This window comes from Maricaulis sp. (assembly GCF_017643475.1).
Classification (GTDB): Bacteria; Pseudomonadota; Alphaproteobacteria; order Caulobacterales; family Maricaulaceae; genus Maricaulis.
Window position 1 is genome coordinate 245,784 of sequence record NZ_JAEPNI010000002.1, and the last position, 16,755, is coordinate 262,538.

Consider the following 16,755-nt stretch of genomic DNA (forward strand, 5'->3'; position numbering starts at 1 on the left):
AGGTCACCCGGACAAGCCGGATGATGACGGAGGTTTGTGGAGCAGAAAAGTACATTCCCGCCCATCAAGGGTAAGGAAGATCCACCCTACCCCTTGCCGATCACCGGCAGGTGCTCGCGGTCGATGACCGTCAGTACGGCGGACAGGCCCCCGAACACGACGGCCATGCCGAACAGCATGGGGCTGAACTCATAGCCACCACCTTCGGCAAAGGCGACCGGGGCATTGATGCCGAGCCATGGCGACAGGTGAAAGCCGATCGCGCCGCCAATCACGCCCAGTGACAAAAGCGCGCCGAGGCCGCGGAACTTGCCGGCGAAGACACCGACCAGCAGCAACACTGCTGCCAGGACTTCCGCCACACCGGTGGCAGTGCGGATCACGGGCTCGAACAGCTCGATCCCGGAATTGGCGGCCAGATAGGAGAAAACCGGATTGGAGGCGCCGAACTTCTGCGCGCCCATGAAGAGCATGAACAGCGCCAGCACCACGCTGCCACCCAGACGAACCATTTTCATTACAGTCACTCCTTGGCCTGCATCAGATGAATTTGCTTAAGCCCTACATGTTGCTAGACAGGACGCAATACCAATCACACTCCATCACGAGCGCTTGGCGGTCTCGTGAGGACAAACGGGAAAACTCAATTGCCGCTGTTTCGTCCCCTCGCCGGTAATCGCAAGCTGCGCATGCCGCCCTTCGGCGCATACCTGGTGCTGGTGGCGGGCTGGTTTTTCGGCTTCGGACTGCAGACCACCCTGTTTCCCGGCGTGATCACCTTCACCCTGATGGAAAGCCCGGAGCGGCTGAGTTTCGCCCAGGCCGCCCTTACCGCGCCCATGGCGCTCTTGCTGCCTGCGGCCGGCGTGCTCGCGGAACGCAAGGACCGGCGCGGCATCATCTTCTATTTCTACCTGTTTGCCGGCCTGTGCACGATCGGCCTCGCTTCCATGATGATGAGCGATATCCTGACCTATATGAACCTGGTCATTTTCGCCGCCCTGGTCGGTGTGGCCGGGGGATTCGTCATGCCGGCCCGCGACAGCGCCATCAATCCCATCGTGCGCATTTCCGCCAAGACCCGTCATGGCGGGATCGAGCTGCAGCGTGCGGTTGTCATGGCCTCTGCCGTCCAGTTCGGCGCCCAGATCGCCGGCATGGCCGCCGGCTATTTCGCCGCGATCACGGGCCCGGGCCCGCTGTTCCTGATGATGGGCGTGGGCCTGGTCATCGGTGGCCTGTCGGCCGCTTTCCTGCCGCGCCTGGGCTCGAAACGGAACAAGTCGACCGAACACCCGCTGCGCGACCTCAAGGACGGGTTGGATGCCGTTTTGCACTCGCCCGTGCTGATGCCGATGACGGCGATCATGGTGGCGATCGGAATTTTCATTGTCGGCGGCGCCTTCCTGGTGCTGATCCCGATTCTGATCCGTGATGCTTATGGCGGTGGATATCCCGAACTCTCCAGCCTGATGGTCACCTTCTGGCTTGGTGCCTTCGTGGCCAATGTCCTGCTGGTGAAATTCGGCCAGATCGAACGCCCGGGACGGGCGCTGATCGCCGCCCAGGGTGTCACCGTGCTCGCCGTAGGCGCCTTTGCCGCCCCCATTCCCTTCTGGTCGCTCTACGGTCTCGTCTTCGCCTGGGGGCTGGGCGCGGGCATCGCCATCTCGCTCAGCCGTTCTGTGGTCCAGGAACAGGCCCCGCCGGACAAGCTGGCCCGGGTCATGTCGGTGTACCAGCTGGGACTTTTTGGCGGCATGCCAGCGGGCATTTTGCTGATGGGGCCGATCGTCGGTGCCATTGGCGCACGACCAGCCGCCCTCATCCCGATGATCGGCCTGGGCCTGGTGCTGGTTCTCATTTGCGTCGCAACACCTATCTTGTCGGTGAAGCGCGCCGAACCGGTCGCGCTCAAACACGAGCCGAAGGAGAAAGATGATGCCGAGACTGAGTGATGCCGAAATCGCCACGCTGCGCGAGAAGCTGAGCCCGGAAGAAGACGCGATCGCTTTTGCCGAGGCCACCGAGTACGCCTTCTCCCACCCGCTCTACACCGAGAAACGCCCCGGTGAGTATCACTGCACGGTGTGCGGTGAATTCCTGTTTGCCGCCAATGACAAATACGATTCCGGCTCCGGCTGGCCCTCCTTCTCCCAGGTCGCGCGCCAGGGCGCGGTGGAGACCAAGGAAGACCTCAAGCTGGCCCTGCCACGCACCGAGGTGCATTGTGCCAATTGCGGCGCACATCTGGGACATGTTTTCCCCGATGGCCCCGGTCCTGATGGCCTGCGATACTGCATCAATGGGAACGTTCTGGATTTTCGACCCGCACAGGATTGAACGCCTTCGGGTCGGGGGAGAGTAAAGTGAAACACAGATTATCGACGACCATGCTCAGGGGCGTGGTGACTGGCTTTGCGGCCGTCACGCTGGCCGCCTGCAGCCAGGAGACTTCCATGAACTCAGAGACACCTCAAACGGCGAGCTCCGCCCTCATCGAGCGCGCCCGGGGGCTGGAAGCCCCGCAGGTGGAACAGCGCCCGGTGACCATTGAACAGGTCGGCTTCACACGTGTGGACGAATACCAGTGGATCAAGGACGAGAACTGGCAGCAGGTCATGCGCGAGCCTGACACGCTGCAGGAAGACATCCGCGCCGTGCTGGATGCCGAGAACGCCTATCTCGACGCCGTCATGGAGCCGACCGAGGCCTTGCAGGAGCGGATTTTCCAGGAGATCCGCGGTCGCATCAAGGAAGACGACAGCTCTGTCCCGCAGCCGCACGGCAATTATGAATACTTCACCCGCTATCGTGAAGGCGGCCAGTATCCGGTCTTCTCGCGCCGTCCGATCGACCCGGAAACCGGTGAGCCGACGGGCGAGGAAGAGATCCTCATCGATGGTGATGCCGAGGCCGGTGATTTCGACTATCTGGACTTTGGCAATGTCGAGCACAGCCCGAACCATGAATTCGTGGCCTATGCCGTGGATACACGCGGTTCGGAATACTATGAGATCATTATCCGCGAAGTCGCCACCGGTTCGGTCATCGCCACGCTGACGGATGAAAGCACCGGCGATTTTGTCTGGGCCAATGACAGCTCCACCCTCTACTGGGTGTGGCGCGATGATAATGGCCGCTCCAAGCGCGTCTATCGCCAGAACCGCGATGGCGGCACGTCCGAGCTGATCTATGACGAGGAAGATCCGGGTTTCTTCGTCAGCGTCGGTTCGTCTGACGGCGAGAACTACATCGTCATCAATGCCGGGGGTCACACCTCTAACGAGATCCGCGTCATCGACGCGGCCGATCCGGCCGGCGAGCCGGTGCTGATCGCGGCCCGTGAAGAGGGTGTGGAATACTATCTGACCGAAGCCACGGACCGTTTCTACTTCCGCACCAATGCGGACGGCGCTGTCGACTTCAAGATCGTCACCGCTCCGCTGGACAATCCGGGCCGGGAAAACTGGGAAGACTTTGTCGCCCACCGTCCGGGCGTGCTGGTCAATGGTGTGATCGGTTTTGAAGACTGGCTGGTGCGTTCCGAGCGTGAAAACGCCCTGCCGCGCATTGTCGTGCACGAATACGCCACCGGCGAGGAGCACGAGATCGCCTTCGAGGAAGAGGCCTATTCGCTGGGCATGTCGGGCGGCTACGAGTTCGCCGTCGACCGCCTGCGTTTCTCCTATGAAAGCCCGTCCACGCCGGAAGAGACCTATGACTACAACATGCGCTCGCGCGAGCGTGTGCTGCGCAAGCGCCAGGAAGTCCCCTCCGGTCACAATCCGGACGACTATGTCGTGCGCCGTATCATGGCTCCCGGTCATGATGGCGTGGAAATCCCGGTCACCATCCTGCATCACCGCGACACGCCGATCGACGGTTCCGCGCCGCTGATGCTCTATGGCTACGGCTCCTATGGCATCACCATCCCGGCCAGCTTCCGCGTCACCCCGCTCTCACTGGCAGATCGCGGCATGGTCTACGCCATCGCCCATATCCGTGGCTCCATGGCGCGCGGTTACCAGTGGTATCTGGACGGCAAGCTCGAGCTGAAGATGAACACCTTCCGCGACTTCGTCTCGGCCGGTGAGGCGCTGGCCGCTGAGGGTTACACCTCGCGCGGCAATATCGTCGCCTATGGCGGCTCGGCCGGCGGCCTCCTTGTCGGTGCAGCGGTCAACCTGCAGCCGGACCTGTTTGCCGGTGCCATTGCAGCCGTGCCCTTTGTCGACGTGATCAACACCATGTCCGACGCCGAACTGCCGCTGACCCCGCCGGAATGGCCGGAATGGGGTAATCCGATCGAGAGTGCCGAGGATTACCAGACGATGATCGAGTACAGCCCGTACGACCAGATCACCGAGACGGCCTATCCGCATATCCTCGCCACCGGTGGCCTGACCGATCCGCGCGTGACCTATTGGGAACCGACCAAATACGTCGCCCGCATGCGTGATCGCCGCACCGATGACGGTCTCACCCTACTCAAGATGAATATGGGTGCCGGCCACGGCGGCGCGTCCGGTCGTTTCGACAGCCTGCGCGAGGTCGCCCTCAACTGGGCCTTCGCCCTGATGGTCACCGGCCTCGCCGATAGCGAAGTCGAGGACATCGCCGCGGAGTAACTTCGCTCCAAGGTTTTCAGGAAAGGCGCGGGCTGAATGGTCCGCGCCTTTTTTGTTCGCTACGCTCATGCCCCCTCCCCCTCGCTTCGCTCGACCTCTCCCCGTGGGGAGAGGGATAGAGCCACCATCGCAAATCGAAGCCCTCCGGGCTTCGCGAGCGCGACCGCGCTCCGGCCGGTCAGGCCGCCCCGTCGGAGCCGCGAGCAAAGCGAGTTGGCGTGAGATAAAAAAATGCCCGCTGCGTTGCGACGACGCAGCGGGCGACCTGGTTCTCGCAAGACCACAGATACCGAGGACCAGGCTGTTGTTTACTGTTCCAGCGCGTAGAGCAATTGGGTGCGGGCACCCTGGAAGGTGATCGGCTGGCCGTTGCGGACCTGCGGGTTGTAACGCCAGCGTTCCACGGCCCTGACCGATGTGCGTTCAAAAGCGCGATTGGTGCAGGACAGGACGCGCACATTGGTCGTCGTACCATTGGGCAGGATGTCGAAAATCATGTCGCACTGCCCCTCGATACCGCGCTCCGCCATGAGGGTCGGGTAACTCGGATTGATGCGCACGACCGGTGTCGGATTGCCGTCGCGGGAAAAATTCACCTCGGTCGAGCTGAGCGTGGGTGAATCGATCGCCGGGACTTCATAATTCGTCGTCATGGCCGTGCTGTCTGGCACGGCGCGCTCCACCTCACTCGGACGAACCGCGGGTGGCGGATCAATCGTTTCAGCGTCCGGCATGGGTCGTGGTGTGCGAACTTCTGCGTCCGGGACTTCCAGATTCATCACGATATCGAGCTCTGGCGGCGCCTCCTCGAAGACCACCGGGCCGATATCGATCAGCGCCCGCATCATCAGGAAAAGGCCGACTGTTGCGCCTGCCGCCAGCGGCAGGACTAAGGGTGTTCTAAGTGCTGTATTCACGGTTCTACCTCCCCATGGGCAGATGCCGTCATGGCCCAACCGGGCAAACGCCCCGAAGCCTCGCCAGATCCCCGGATCAAAACCCCTCTGACCCGTCTGCCGAGGGCGACACGGACTACAACTCAGCACCGCGTCGCATCCTCATCAGACCCCGGCCTCACGGCAAAAGCGTGCCGCGATTGAGATCAATTGTGATCATTTGGGGGAGAATTTGGGCGCTGTCTCGCGGCGATCAAACCGAGCTGCTCTCGCCAGGCCAGTAGCGTTGGGTGGACCACCTCCATACGGGAGGCGTGGCCAACGACGTCAGCGAACTGATCAGGCAGCTCTGTCTCGGCATCCGTCAAACACGCCGTCGCCCGCAAATGGATGATCGTGTCGCGCACATTGCTGGCCCGAATGTACAGCTGGGCCAGATTGAAATGAACGCTCGCCGCCTCATCCGGGAACAGCATCCTGGTCGACACGGCCCGCTCCCAATAATCCAAAGACGCGTCCTTACGATCCAGGTTGTAGTAAGCGCCGCCGAGATAGACGTAAGCCAGCGCCCTGGTCCGCGCATTCAGCTCGTTTGCCCCGAACGCGGGTTGGGCCAGCGCATGTTCCAATTCCAACACGGATTGCCGCAAGTCCTCAGGGTGAGGGCGCAGAATTACATCAAGAACTTCTCGTGCGTACGGAGTCTGCAAAGCGTCAGCGGCAATCGTTTCCGTCACCAACGGATCAGGGGCGATCCGGGGGCGACACAAGTCACCGTGTACCGGATCTCCACTTAACAGCCCAACGGCCAACGCCATTCCCAACACGCCGAACATGCCCCTCGTTCCTACAAAAACCCCTGCCAGTCCGGCAGGCGTTCGCCCAGGCGGTTGAAATAGGTCCCGCATTCACTGGGCAGTTCGAACACACGGCGGTTGTCGTCCGTGAACTCGGTTTCATCGGTGGGCACCGATCGCCGTTCCGCCTCCAGCCAGATCTCGCAGCGTTCGATCGCCGTCACGTGCACCAGCTCCTCACCCCGACGGATGATGGCGATGCGGCGTTCGATAAAGTCGATCCAGCCCTGGGCGGTCGCACGCGAATACTCCCAGCTCAAGGCGCGTTCAAACGCGTCGATGGCGCCGACAAAATCATGTTGTTCATATCGCGCATTGCCGATCAGCGTCATGGTGTCGCCGGGGCGGCGGATATTGCCCTGTTCGAGCGCCTGTTCGAACATCACCTCCGCCTCGGCATATTCGGCGCGCTGATAGAGGGCCTCGCCGAGCGCCTCGTAGTCCGGGCCGAAGCCGGTCGTGGTTGCGACACGATGCAGAACCGGCAGGGCGCGATCCCATTCGCGGGCCTGACGCCAATAGCTCGCCAGCATGCGCAGATGATCCGGAGTTTCCTCGATCCGGCCGGAATTGATCTCGCGGGACATGATGTCCGCCGCCCGGTAGGGATAACCATTGAAGGCGTAATACTGGACCAGCCGGATCAGCTCATCATTCTCGCTGAGCAGGCCGTTGTTATACATGATAACATTGACGTTGAAGGCTTCCTCGACCCGGTCCTGGCGGCCCAGCAGGGCAGCCCAGCGGGACCAGTAACGCTTTTCCTCCGGCCAGCGCTCGACCATGTCCACGATCAGCGCCAACTGGTCACCCTCCATGCCGAGATTTTCGAAATAGAAGAGCAGCAGCGAGTAATGGTTCTGCCGCCGGTTGTCTGCGAGATCGAAGGCCTGGCGCGCAAAGCGCAGTCCGGAGGCGTAATCCTCCATCTGGCCATAGGCCTGGGCCATGCGCATGGCGATATCGGCACTGAGCGGTGCACCCAGGGCGAGCGCGGTCTCGATCATGTGCGTACCACCGCCATAATCCGCCTCACCAATCAGCAATTGCCCGGCATTAAGACGTAATGTGTTGTCCGCATCGACACCGAGCGCGCCCAGATCAATCGCACGCCGCCAGTCCTCCACGGCACGCTGCGGCTGTTCAAGCTCGTAAAAGACCCGGCCACGCAATTGCAGCACGGTCGCCTCCTCGAAGGGCTGCAGCCTGCCCTCCTCAAGCAAGGATGTGTATCCGTTTGCCGCGTCCAGCCAGAGCCCCTCCTGCTCGGCTTCGATATAGCGCAGGATCTGGTCGCCCACGTGCGGACGCAGGACCTGGTTCTCCTCGGCGGTCTGGAATTCAAGAGCACTGGCCGGTGCGGCGGCCAGAATGAGCGCGAACGCGCTTAAGACACCGGCCCAGCCGGCGTGACGGGTCTGTCCCATCATGTGCACCTCCCCAATTCATGACACGAACTCCCCAGCCCCGGTGCATGCTGTCATGATGTGGAAAGCCTCGCGTCATCTGATGGCGAGAATAAGGCGCGCAGAAATTGTATTGGGTGAACAGTGTATACCGGACATAGAAAAACGCCCCGACCAGACGGCCGGGGCGTTGATCCAAAAGCCTTGGTGACAGCGGTCTAGCCGTTATCGCTTTCCGCGGCAGCGTCATTGGACGCAACTTCGTCAATCGGCTCGCCAAAGCGGTTGAAGAAGGGCTGGCAGCGCTCGGGAACATCAATGTTCACGCGGCCTTCCTCGTCAACGTCACCGAACAGGCGCGCACCATTGACCAGGTCGGTCACGGTGAAGCCGCACTCGTCACGGGCAATCTGGCGGCGCAGGCGGGCACGATCGGCCTCACCATTGATCTCCGCTCGGATGAAGGTCGCCCAGCCGTTCGCCGTCGAACGCGCATAGGGATAACGCGAACCTTCCTGGAAGGCGGCGATAGCAGACTGGCGACGGCCCAGCTCGTAGCGCACCGTGCCAAGCAGGTTCCAGGTATCGCCCGGACGGTTGATACCGCCGCGGTTCAGCGCTTCCTGGAACGCGGTCTCGGCTTCGGACAGCTGGTCCTCCTGGTAGAGGGCCTCGGCCAGTTTCACCCAGTCATCACCTTCACCAGTCAGCTGTGCCAGCTGACGCAGAACCGGAATTGCCCGCTCCCACTCACGCGACTGACGCCACATATTGGCCAGCAGGTTGAGATTGGCCTGGTCACGATCCACACGGCCCGCATTCATCTCGCGCTCGAGAATGACAGCGCCCCGATAGGGATATTCGAAGAAGGAATAATACTGCGCGACCCGCTCGATCTCGGGACCTTCATTGAGCATGCCGTTGATGTACATGATCTTGTTGGCTTCGAACGCGTCCGTTTCACGACCCGTCTGAGCCAGCAGGGATGCGTAGGACGTCCAGTTGCGCTTCTCGTCAGGCCAACGGGCGACCATCGCCTCGACGATTTCCATCTGCTGCGGAACCATGTCCATCTGCTGATAGTAGAACAGCATCAGCGAATAGTCGCCGCGTGTCCGTTCCGCGACCGGGCGCAATTCCCAGAAGGTCTCGGCCCAGCGCAGGCCGTCGGCATAACGTTCAGCCTGGGCGTAGGCCTGGGAGAGCATGCGGGCCAGCGGCGCCGTGATGATCTCGTCGCCGGCATCACGAATGGCCGACTCAAGCGTGCTGATACCCTGGTCGTACTGGCCTTCGGTAATGTAGAGCTGGCCGATATTGATACGCAGGTTCGCAATCTCGGAGCGCAGCATAGCGCCGGTCGTGATCGCGGTTTCCCAGTCCGTAATCGCCCGCTGAACCTGTTCCTGCTCATAATAGGCACGACCGCGCATTTGCAGCGCGATGGAACGTTCATAGGGGTTGATACTATTGTTTCCGAGCGCGCGGTTCAGCGTCACGATGGACTCTGCAAAGAGTTCCTCGGCCTGCTGGTTCTGCGCCTCGAGCACGATTTCACCGATCGCGGCGGAGAAGACGCGTTCCGCAGCATCTTCTTCCGATTGCTCGGCATCACGGCGATTGCGGCGCTGTGCGTCAGCGTCGGAAACAGCCGTTCCGAACAGCACACCGGCAAGCACGATCATCGACGCAGAGCGCGTGAATTTCGCTAGATCGAATCCGTCAAAACGGGTCATCGATGGCTCCTTCATACCAGTCCCTCTCCCTGGACCGGTGCTTTCTGGCGCCTTGGCGTCGTCTGGAACAGACGGGCCGCGGGGCCGGAAGATGAGGTGGTCCGCCCAGTGGCGAGACCACCCCTGACTACATCTTAATCCGCAAGTTCGAAGTTGAACTGGGTTTCCACGCCGCGACGTGCGACCGGAACACCGTTTTCGACCTTGGGATTATAACGCCAGCGCTCGACAGCACGGATGGATGCACGTTCGAACATGGAACTGGAACAGTTCATGATCGTGACATTGGTCGGCGTACCGTCCGGTGTCACATCGAAACGTACAGCACAGGTTCCCTCGACACCCCGCTCCGCAGCACGCGGCGGATATTGCGGCTCGATCCGGACCAGCGGCTGGGCATCACGGTCGGAGACCGAGAAGCTTACGCTGTCAGAACCCAGCTGCGGCGTGTCGAATTCCGGGATCTGACCCACGATGGTGTCAAGACCTTCGGTCGGCTGTTCGGCGGCCTGGCGTTCGATCTGCGGCGGCGGGGGCGGCGGATCAATCTGATCCACATCGTCAATCGTGGTGTCACGACGACGCGCTTCCACCTCTGCAACCTCGTCATTGATCGAGATGCGGAGGTTTTCACCTTCCTCGCCAATATCAACTTCATCGGGAACGATGAGGTTGTACATGATCACGAAGAGACCAATCGTCACCAGGGCGGCAATCGGAACACCGATAACGAGACGAATAATACTTCCCATCATTCCTCTCCTTATTCCTGCAGGGTCGAGATCGTGACATCCACACCCATCTCCAGGAGCAGGTCCTGGACATCGAGGATGACACCGATTTCGGCCTCTTGGTCGCCCTGAATGGTAGCGCGGGCACGCGGGTTCTCTTGCAGAAGCTGCTCGATCACCGTGCGAAGCTCGGCCTGTTCATAGGCGCGGCGATTGACCCAGATCTCGCTCTCCGACGTGACGGCGACGAGCATGGACGGGTTGAGATCGTCTTGCGTCACGGCCTCGGGACGGAGCGGATCCACCCCCGGTTCCTTGATGAAGACGGATGTGACGATGAAAAAGATGAGGAGGATGAAGACGACGTCCAGCATGGGCGTCATATCCAGTTCAACATCACTATCGTCTGTTGATACTCGGCTAGTGCGACGAGCCATTAACTCACCTCCCCGGCTATTGCTGTTGACCGCTTGCGCGGCTCAGCGAGACCGGCACACCGTTGGCAGACATGTCATCCCAAATCCGAACGATGATGCCGTGGGAGGCTTCATCATTGGCTTCGATCAGAACTGCACTGCCGGCAGACTCGGCACGGAAACGGTTCACGGCTGAAATCACACGGTCGACATCGGTCCGCACGCGGTTGACGAAGATATTATTGTCCTCGTCCACCTGGACCACGATCGGTGACGGCGCATCCTCCGGCGGCGGAGCATCGCTCTCCGGCGGCGGCTGCATGTTGATGCCTTCCTCGTTGAGGAAAGTAGCCGTTACGATGAAGAAGATGAGCAGGATGAAGACGATGTCGAGCATCGGCGTCATGTTGACTTCTGCCTGTTCATCTCCCTGTTGCTTGCGACGACGCATGGCTAGGCCTCCTCAATCTCGAGATCGCCGGCAAGAACCGCTACGCGGCGCTTTGCCATTCTCTCGATGTAATTGGCGAGGATGAGCCCCGAGAGGGACGCCACCATGCCAGCCATGGTCGGGATCGTCGCACGCGATACACCGGCCGACATGGCCTGGGCATCTGACGATCCGGAAATGGACATTACGTCAAAGACTGAGACCATGCCGGTCACTGTCCCCAACAGTCCGAAGAGCGGCGCTACAGCGACGAGCGTCTTGATGAGCTCGACATTCTGATCGGCGCTTGCCTTGACCTCCGAGATGAGCTGGTCGCGGATCGCGTGTGCATACCAAGTCTTCTTGTCTGCACGTGCGGCCCACTCCCGCTTCGCTCTGTCTGCATCACCCTTCTGGGCGAGGAAGAAGTAAGCGAAGCGCTCGAGCATGAAGGCCCACATTACAAAGGTCGTAAACATGATGACGACCAGAACGGGGCCCCCGCGTTCGAGGAACTCCTGAAGGCCGGAATATACGGCCTGGAAATCCATCGTGCTTCCTCCGATCAGCCGTTGGATTCTTCAGCGTGACGAGCGACCAGACCAGCGGCCTGCTCTTCCAGGACAGCCTGGACACCACGCGCGAAGCTGGCTGCGAAGCTGTGAATGAACAGCAGCGGAATGGCAGCAATAAGGCCAAGCACCGTGGTCATCAGGGCTTCCGAGATACCACCGGCCATTACGCGCGGGTCACCCGTACCGAAGAGGGTAATCTGCGTGAAGGTCTTGATCATACCGGTAACCGTACCGAGCAGACCCAGCAGCGGAGCAATACCGGCAGCCAGCTTCAGGAAGTTCAGACCGAAGTCGAGCTTCGGCGTTTCCTGCAGGATGGCGTTGTCGAGCTTCAGCTCGATCGTCTCGGTGTCACGATCCTTGACGGATTCATAAGCGAGCATAACACGGCCCAGCGGGTTGGACTTGGATGCCTTGGACTTGCGCTTCTGACCGCTGACAGCAGCTTGCGTCGTGAACAGCATGAAGATGCGGAACAGACCGAAAGCAGCAGACAGGACCAGCAGGCCGATGATCACCAGACCAACATTACCGGACTGGTCGATACGCTCGGAAATATCCGGAACGTCCTTGTAGATGTCGAGAAGCGGTCCACGGGACGGGTCGAGCACGCCCATGACAACTTCACCGGCATCAGCGCTGTACATGGCAGATGCACCGGACACGAACTGTGCCGGGGGCTGGCGAGCCAGGTCGGACAGACGCCAGATATTGGTGCCATCTTCCTGGGACCACAGCGCGAAACGCTGATTGTTGTTGTGGTTGGACCAGGCAACAAACGGACCAACACGGGTAACCGTGGTCGGCTCACCGCCATTGACGCCGTAGACAACGCTTTGGAAGTTCACAACGCGCTGCTGCTGGATCATTTCCTCGATCACGCGGCGCGGGATGAAGTCCAGCTCGGCACGCGTCGGCAGAACATTGGAGTTCGCCAGAGAATCAAGGGCGTCAGCACGACCCGGGAATTGAGCGGAAACAATCGAGCTGTCGATCTGAGCGGCAAATTCGCCGGCGACCTGGCGAGCGGTACCGAAGACTTCACCGAACGCACCCTGGCGCTGGCGAAGGATGTCAGCCTGCTCGTCGATCGCGATCTGGTTGGCGTCGAACTGAGCGGACAGCTGATCCGCCTGACGCTCGAGCGCCGACAGTTCACCGCGAGCCTGAGACAGCAGTGCGGACTGCTGATTGCGCGAGCCGGTGAACTCGTTGAGGCGCTGCTGGTTTTCCTGGCTGGCTTCACGCGTGTCCTGACGGACGCGGTTCAGCAGCTCGTTAAGAGACGTGGCCGGCTGCGTCTGTGCGACAACACCGGAGGACAGGGCAACGCCGAGAGACATTGCAGCTGCGAGAATTTTCATCGTCGTTTTCATCGTTCTACTCTCCGAACCTGACCGTTATTGCGCGGCCGACGGGCCCGGAAGCGGGACCAGGAAGACAGACGGGGTCGTGACTTCTTCCGCGATGCGGAAGGCACGGTTTACGTTGGACAGGGCGCTGGACGGAACGTCCTGGTAGCCGGAAGCACCTGCATAGAGGATCGAGAGGCTCTGGTCCGTGCGAGACTTGCGGATCAAGGCAACGCGGCCGATGCGCAGTACGTCAACGATCACCGGAGCGCCGTCTTCGAGAACCGTTTCCTCGAACACGACAACGGAGCGGCCGTAGGACGCTTCGATTTCATAGGCGTTCAGGATCACGCGGTAGCGCTCGGCCTGGGAGACCTCGGCATCGTCAACGAGCTCGTAGAGACGCTCGATGCGAGCGCGGCGACCATCTTCACCTTCAAGGTTGAAAGGCAGGTCGAGGTTCACAAACTGGTCAAGCTGCACAACCATTTCACGCATCATCGGAGCGAGGTCACGCTCGATATTGTCAACGCGTTCGATCTGCTGCTGCAGGGAGGTCAGCTCGTTCTCCTGCGAACGGATGAAAACCTGCTGCTGTTCAACGAACAGGCGCTGGGATTCGATCTGCTGCAGCAGAGCGCGATATTCCAGTTCAATGTCCGTACGCTGGTCATCGAGTCGATCGACCTGCTGCTGGGTCTCACGACCGTTATTCGTGCTCTGCTCTGCAACGTCCAGCGTCTGGTTGAGCACCGCGCTTTGCGCGCTAGCGACACCCCCAAAGGCTGCCGTCGCAACCGCCGCCATAAGCGACGCGCGAACCAAATTCTTCAAGTTCACCATTTCTCGCCTCACAATGGTCAATGCGGGTCCCCCATACGAGATTCCCGCTTACTAATTTCGTGCTGAACCGGCGTCAGCCTGCCGGTTTGGCCCCCTACCCTAAATTCAAACGGCACTGCCGCCGTCGTCTATAACGCCGACATAGCGCTTATTTCTGGATGAGTGGTTACCGAGCCTGTTGAAACTGCAGTTCACTCACATCGCGATGGTTGCTCCACCGACTCATAGGCGCAGACACGCCGCTTGAAATTTGGATGAACGCTAACACCAGCAAAGTGCGGCGATCAATAGAGCAATGTGGGCGGAACCGTCCCATAACTGCGCTTTTTCGGCCCAAATTCGCCTGACAGGACGCGCAATTGTCGTGAACTCGCCTGCAGATAGCAGATTGCGAAAGCTTGAAATCTGCCTGTGGCTACAATGATAATTTATCTATCACCCGTGTCTCAAAGCGCACGAAAACGGGCACAAACATTAAATTTCAGGCCTCGCCTGAAAATCGCGTACAAATTTTCTTGAAGAGTTGGCTGGGGCACCAGGATTCGAACCTGGGAATGTCGGTACCAAAAACCGATGCCTTACCACTTGGCGATGCCCCAACCGGTTCCGCGTTTCCAGCGGAGCGGGCTAAATAACGACTCGGCTCAAATGATGCAACGGGTCTGTGCGGTAAAATGCCGTTCAATTGCAGACGCGTGCTCAAATACCAGTGCAATCGGCCACTGCTGCACTTCATGTGCGGCTGGCTGATATTAGCGCGTTGCACCTACCAACATTGTTGGCTATAAGCCGCGCCTCGGTTCGGAGTGTAGCTCAGCCTGGTAGAGCACTGTCTTCGGGAGGCAGGGGTCGTGAGTTCGAATCTCGCCACTCCGACCATTCATTTTCCCGCCCTTCATCAACATCCCCTGCGGCCTTTCGGTCACGCTGTGCGATATTGATTCGTGCGTGGACACATTCCCTCGCAATCCCCCTCGACCGTGCCGTTCAGGAGCACTAGTTTCCCTCCAAAGGCGGACCGGATCTTGCAGTTTTCTGGTGCAAGCCGGGCGGATCGCTGTGTCAGCGACATTAAGGGGTTAAAATGAAACAGTTCTGGATCACCTTCTTTGGTTCGATCTTTGGTGTGATTGTCGGGTCAGTTCTGGCCGTCATCGTATTTACGATCATGTTGTTCTCGCTCTTTGCGTCAGCCATGAGCAGCGCAGAGAAAGAAGTGGCGCTGCCGGTCGACGGCATCGTGCTGGAGCTGGATCTGCGGACCGGCCGTCTCGACAGCCCGTCGAGCTCGCCCTTCGCCTTTTCCGAGCCGCTGTCTGTCGTGGACGTCGTGCGCACGCTGGAGCGCGCCGAAGCCGATGAGCGCGTCCAGGGCCTCTTCATCCGCGCCAACGAATTCGGCATGTCCCCGGCCACCGCCGAGGAAATCCGCACCGCGATCACCAATTTCCAGGCGAGCGGTCGTTTTGTCATGACCCACGCCCAGGGTTTTGAAGGCACGTCACTGACCGGATACTATGCCGTTGCTGCGTCCGACGAGATCTGGCTGCAGGATACGGCCAGCTTCACGCCAGCGGGCCTCGCTGCCGAAATCACCTTCCTGGGCGGCCTGTTCGACCAGTTCGATGCGGTGCCCCAGTTCGAACAATTCTATGAGTACAAGAACGCTGCCAACCAATACGTCGAAACCGGCCTGACCGAAGCGCATCGTGAGGCCATGACCTCCTACATGACCTCGATCTATGACACGGCCGTTGCCTCGATCGCTGATGATCGCGATCAGTCTGTCACCGATATCACCGGCGTTTTTGAAACTGCACCGCACACGGCCGAGACCGCTCAGGAAGCGGGCATGATCGACCGCCTTGGCCACGTCGTGGAAGCCCGCGAAGCGGCCCTCGCCCGTGCGGGCGCAGGCTCCAGTGCCGTGTCCATCTATGACTACGCCCAGGCACCGGCCGACTTCAGCTCGGCTCCGGTCATCGCCCTCATCGAGGGCCAGGGCGCCATCGTCACCGGTTCCGGCGCAGCCGGTCCGTTTGGCGGCACGGACATGATCGGCGGCGACGCGATGTCCGAGAACATCCTCGCGGCAGCGGAAGACCCGAATGTCCGCGCCATCGTCATCCGCGTTGATTCCGGTGGCGGTTCCGCAATCGCCTCCGACCAGATCTGGCACGCCGTCATCCGCGCCCGCGAAGCCGGCAAGCCGGTTGTCATCTCCATGGCCAATGCGGCCGCGTCGGGTGGTTACTACCTGGCCGCGCCGGCGGACTACATCATTGCTCACGCCACCACCATCACCGGTTCCATCGGTGTTCTGGGGGGCAAGGTCGATCTTTCCGGCACCTATGCCCGCCTGGGTCTGAACACTGAGTCTGTTTCCGTCGGCGGCGAGTATGCAACCGCATTCTCGGGCCAGCAGAGCTGGACGGAAAGCCAGCGCGAGGCCTATCGCACCCAGATGGAAGACATCTACGAGGACTTCACCTCACGCGTGGCCGATGGACGTGACCTGCCGCTCGAGCGCGTGCTGGAAATTGCCCGTGGCCGTGTCTGGACCGGCGCCCAGGCGCTGGACCTGGGTCTGGTCGACGAGATCGGCGGCTTCCGTGACGCTATTGGCGCCGCCAAGGAACTGGCCGGTATCGCACCGGAAGGTGAGATCCGCCTGCGCCGCTATCCGGAACCGCTGACCGGTTTCGAGGCCTTCCAACAGCTGTTCGGCGTTTCCGCTGACAGCGCCGAGGCCATGGCACGCATGAATGCGCTGATGGACCTGCCGGAAGTCCAGGCCGCCGTGGAAGCACGCCAGCAGATGGATGCCCGCGGCGTCCAGCTCCGCTCTACGGCCCCGCAACCGCGCTAGGCCGAACGCCATA

General features: G+C 60.7%; 15 protein-coding genes and 2 tRNA genes. 5 read left to right on the plus strand and 12 right to left on the minus strand.

Annotated features, from left to right (window positions below; genetic code table 11):
* Positions 1 to 86 precede the first annotated feature (86 nt).
* The gene (locus tag JJ889_RS08445; protein WP_291893739.1) at positions 87 to 518 is read right to left on the minus strand and encodes a DoxX family protein; all 432 of its coding nucleotides are present in this window, start codon (positions 516 to 518) and stop codon (positions 87 to 89) included.
* A 129-nt stretch (positions 519 to 647) separates the two neighbouring features.
* Here JJ889_RS08445 and JJ889_RS08450 point away from each other — a divergent pair, with 129 nt between their 5' ends.
* Genes JJ889_RS08450 through JJ889_RS08460 form a run of 3 tightly spaced genes read left to right on the plus strand, consistent with a single transcriptional unit; the run spans position 648 to position 4,631 of the window.
* Positions 648 to 1,958 (plus strand): MFS transporter, encoded by a 1,311-nt coding sequence (locus tag JJ889_RS08450; protein WP_291893744.1) that lies wholly within the window; start codon positions 648 to 650, stop codon positions 1,956 to 1,958.
* On the plus strand, positions 1,942 to 2,343 hold the full coding sequence (gene msrB, locus JJ889_RS08455; RefSeq protein WP_291893747.1) for a peptide-methionine (R)-S-oxide reductase MsrB: 402 nt from the start codon (positions 1,942 to 1,944) through the stop codon (positions 2,341 to 2,343). The genes JJ889_RS08450 and msrB overlap by 17 nt, the downstream gene beginning before the upstream one ends.
* Before the next feature lie 26 nt (positions 2,344 to 2,369).
* Positions 2,370 to 4,631, plus strand: a complete 2,262-nt coding sequence (locus tag JJ889_RS08460) for a S9 family peptidase (protein WP_291893750.1) — start codon at positions 2,370 to 2,372, stop codon at positions 4,629 to 4,631.
* Positions 4,632 to 4,939: 308 nt separating this feature from the next.
* Here the strand turns inward: JJ889_RS08460 and JJ889_RS08465 are convergent, their stop codons facing one another.
* The 11 genes from JJ889_RS08465 to JJ889_RS08515 all read right to left on the minus strand — a co-directional run bounded on the left by JJ889_RS08465 (position 4,940) and on the right by JJ889_RS08515 (position 14,472).
* Positions 4,940 to 5,548, minus strand: a complete 609-nt coding sequence (locus tag JJ889_RS08465) for an energy transducer TonB (RefSeq protein ID WP_291893753.1) — start codon at positions 5,546 to 5,548, stop codon at positions 4,940 to 4,942.
* Between the two features lie 185 nt (positions 5,549 to 5,733).
* Positions 5,734 to 6,363: a hypothetical protein gene (locus tag JJ889_RS08470; RefSeq protein WP_291893756.1), complete on the minus strand. Its 630-nt coding sequence runs from the start codon at positions 6,361 to 6,363 to the stop codon at positions 5,734 to 5,736.
* Between the two features lie 11 nt (positions 6,364 to 6,374).
* Complete coding sequence (locus JJ889_RS08475; protein WP_291893759.1) at positions 6,375 to 7,814, minus strand: hypothetical protein; 1,440 nt, start codon at positions 7,812 to 7,814, stop codon at positions 6,375 to 6,377.
* A 194-nt stretch (positions 7,815 to 8,008) separates the two neighbouring features.
* Positions 8,009 to 9,526: a tetratricopeptide repeat protein gene (locus tag JJ889_RS08480; protein WP_291893762.1), complete on the minus strand. Its 1,518-nt coding sequence runs from the start codon at positions 9,524 to 9,526 to the stop codon at positions 8,009 to 8,011.
* 134 nt (positions 9,527 to 9,660) lie between these two features.
* On the minus strand, positions 9,661 to 10,278 hold the full coding sequence (locus tag JJ889_RS08485) for an energy transducer TonB (RefSeq protein ID WP_291893765.1): 618 nt from the start codon (positions 10,276 to 10,278) through the stop codon (positions 9,661 to 9,663).
* Positions 10,279 to 10,289: 11 nt separating this feature from the next.
* Complete coding sequence (locus JJ889_RS08490; protein ID WP_291893768.1) at positions 10,290 to 10,694, minus strand: biopolymer transporter ExbD; 405 nt, start codon at positions 10,692 to 10,694, stop codon at positions 10,290 to 10,292.
* A gap of 16 nt (positions 10,695 to 10,710) precedes the next feature.
* Positions 10,711 to 11,124, minus strand: coding sequence for a biopolymer transporter ExbD (locus tag JJ889_RS08495; protein ID WP_291893771.1), 414 nt, complete (start codon positions 11,122 to 11,124; stop codon positions 10,711 to 10,713).
* A gap of 2 nt (positions 11,125 to 11,126) precedes the next feature.
* Positions 11,127 to 11,654, minus strand: a complete 528-nt coding sequence (locus JJ889_RS08500) for a MotA/TolQ/ExbB proton channel family protein (RefSeq protein ID WP_291893774.1) — start codon at positions 11,652 to 11,654, stop codon at positions 11,127 to 11,129.
* Between the two features lie 14 nt (positions 11,655 to 11,668).
* Complete coding sequence (locus tag JJ889_RS08505; protein WP_291893777.1) at positions 11,669 to 13,054, minus strand: MotA/TolQ/ExbB proton channel family protein; 1,386 nt, start codon at positions 13,052 to 13,054, stop codon at positions 11,669 to 11,671.
* 24 nt (positions 13,055 to 13,078) lie between these two features.
* On the minus strand, positions 13,079 to 13,873 hold the full coding sequence (locus JJ889_RS08510; RefSeq protein ID WP_291893780.1) for a DUF3450 domain-containing protein: 795 nt from the start codon (positions 13,871 to 13,873) through the stop codon (positions 13,079 to 13,081).
* A gap of 524 nt (positions 13,874 to 14,397) precedes the next feature.
* Positions 14,398 to 14,472, minus strand: a tRNA-Gln gene (locus JJ889_RS08515).
* Positions 14,473 to 14,675: 203 nt separating this feature from the next.
* On the opposite strand from JJ889_RS08515, the gene JJ889_RS08520 reads away from it, so the two are divergent.
* Positions 14,676 to 14,752, plus strand: a tRNA-Pro gene (locus JJ889_RS08520).
* A gap of 205 nt (positions 14,753 to 14,957) precedes the next feature.
* Positions 14,958 to 16,742: a signal peptide peptidase SppA gene (sppA, locus tag JJ889_RS08525; protein ID WP_291893783.1), complete on the plus strand. Its 1,785-nt coding sequence runs from the start codon at positions 14,958 to 14,960 to the stop codon at positions 16,740 to 16,742.
* The last annotated feature ends 13 nt before the right edge of the window (positions 16,743 to 16,755 follow it).

Bases quoted from the DNA above. Each gene is read 5' to 3' on its own strand.
- JJ889_RS08445 (WP_291893739.1), bottom strand. From the start codon at position 518: ATGAAAATGGTTCGTCTGGGTGGCAGCGTGGTGCTGGCGCTGTTCATG.
- msrB (WP_291893747.1), top strand. From the start codon at position 1,942: ATGCCGAGACTGAGTGATGCCGAAATCGCCACGCTGCGCGAGAAGCTG.
- JJ889_RS08470 (WP_291893756.1), bottom strand. From the start codon at position 6,363: ATGTTCGGCGTGTTGGGAATGGCGTTGGCCGTTGGGCTGTTAAGTGGA.
- JJ889_RS08475 (WP_291893759.1), bottom strand. From the start codon at position 7,814: ATGATGGGACAGACCCGTCACGCCGGCTGGGCCGGTGTCTTAAGCGCG.
- JJ889_RS08480 (WP_291893762.1), bottom strand. From the start codon at position 9,526: ATGACCCGTTTTGACGGATTCGATCTAGCGAAATTCACGCGCTCTGCG.
- JJ889_RS08485 (WP_291893765.1), bottom strand. From the start codon at position 10,278: ATGGGAAGTATTATTCGTCTCGTTATCGGTGTTCCGATTGCCGCCCTG.
- JJ889_RS08490 (WP_291893768.1), bottom strand. From the start codon at position 10,694: ATGGCTCGTCGCACTAGCCGAGTATCAACAGACGATAGTGATGTTGAA.
- JJ889_RS08495 (WP_291893771.1), bottom strand. From the start codon at position 11,124: ATGCGTCGTCGCAAGCAACAGGGAGATGAACAGGCAGAAGTCAACATG.
- JJ889_RS08500 (WP_291893774.1), bottom strand. From the start codon at position 11,654: ATGGATTTCCAGGCCGTATATTCCGGCCTTCAGGAGTTCCTCGAACGC.
- JJ889_RS08505 (WP_291893777.1), bottom strand. From the start codon at position 13,054: ATGAAAACGACGATGAAAATTCTCGCAGCTGCAATGTCTCTCGGCGTT.
- JJ889_RS08510 (WP_291893780.1), bottom strand. From the start codon at position 13,873: ATGGTGAACTTGAAGAATTTGGTTCGCGCGTCGCTTATGGCGGCGGTT.
- sppA (WP_291893783.1), top strand. From the start codon at position 14,958: ATGAAACAGTTCTGGATCACCTTCTTTGGTTCGATCTTTGGTGTGATT.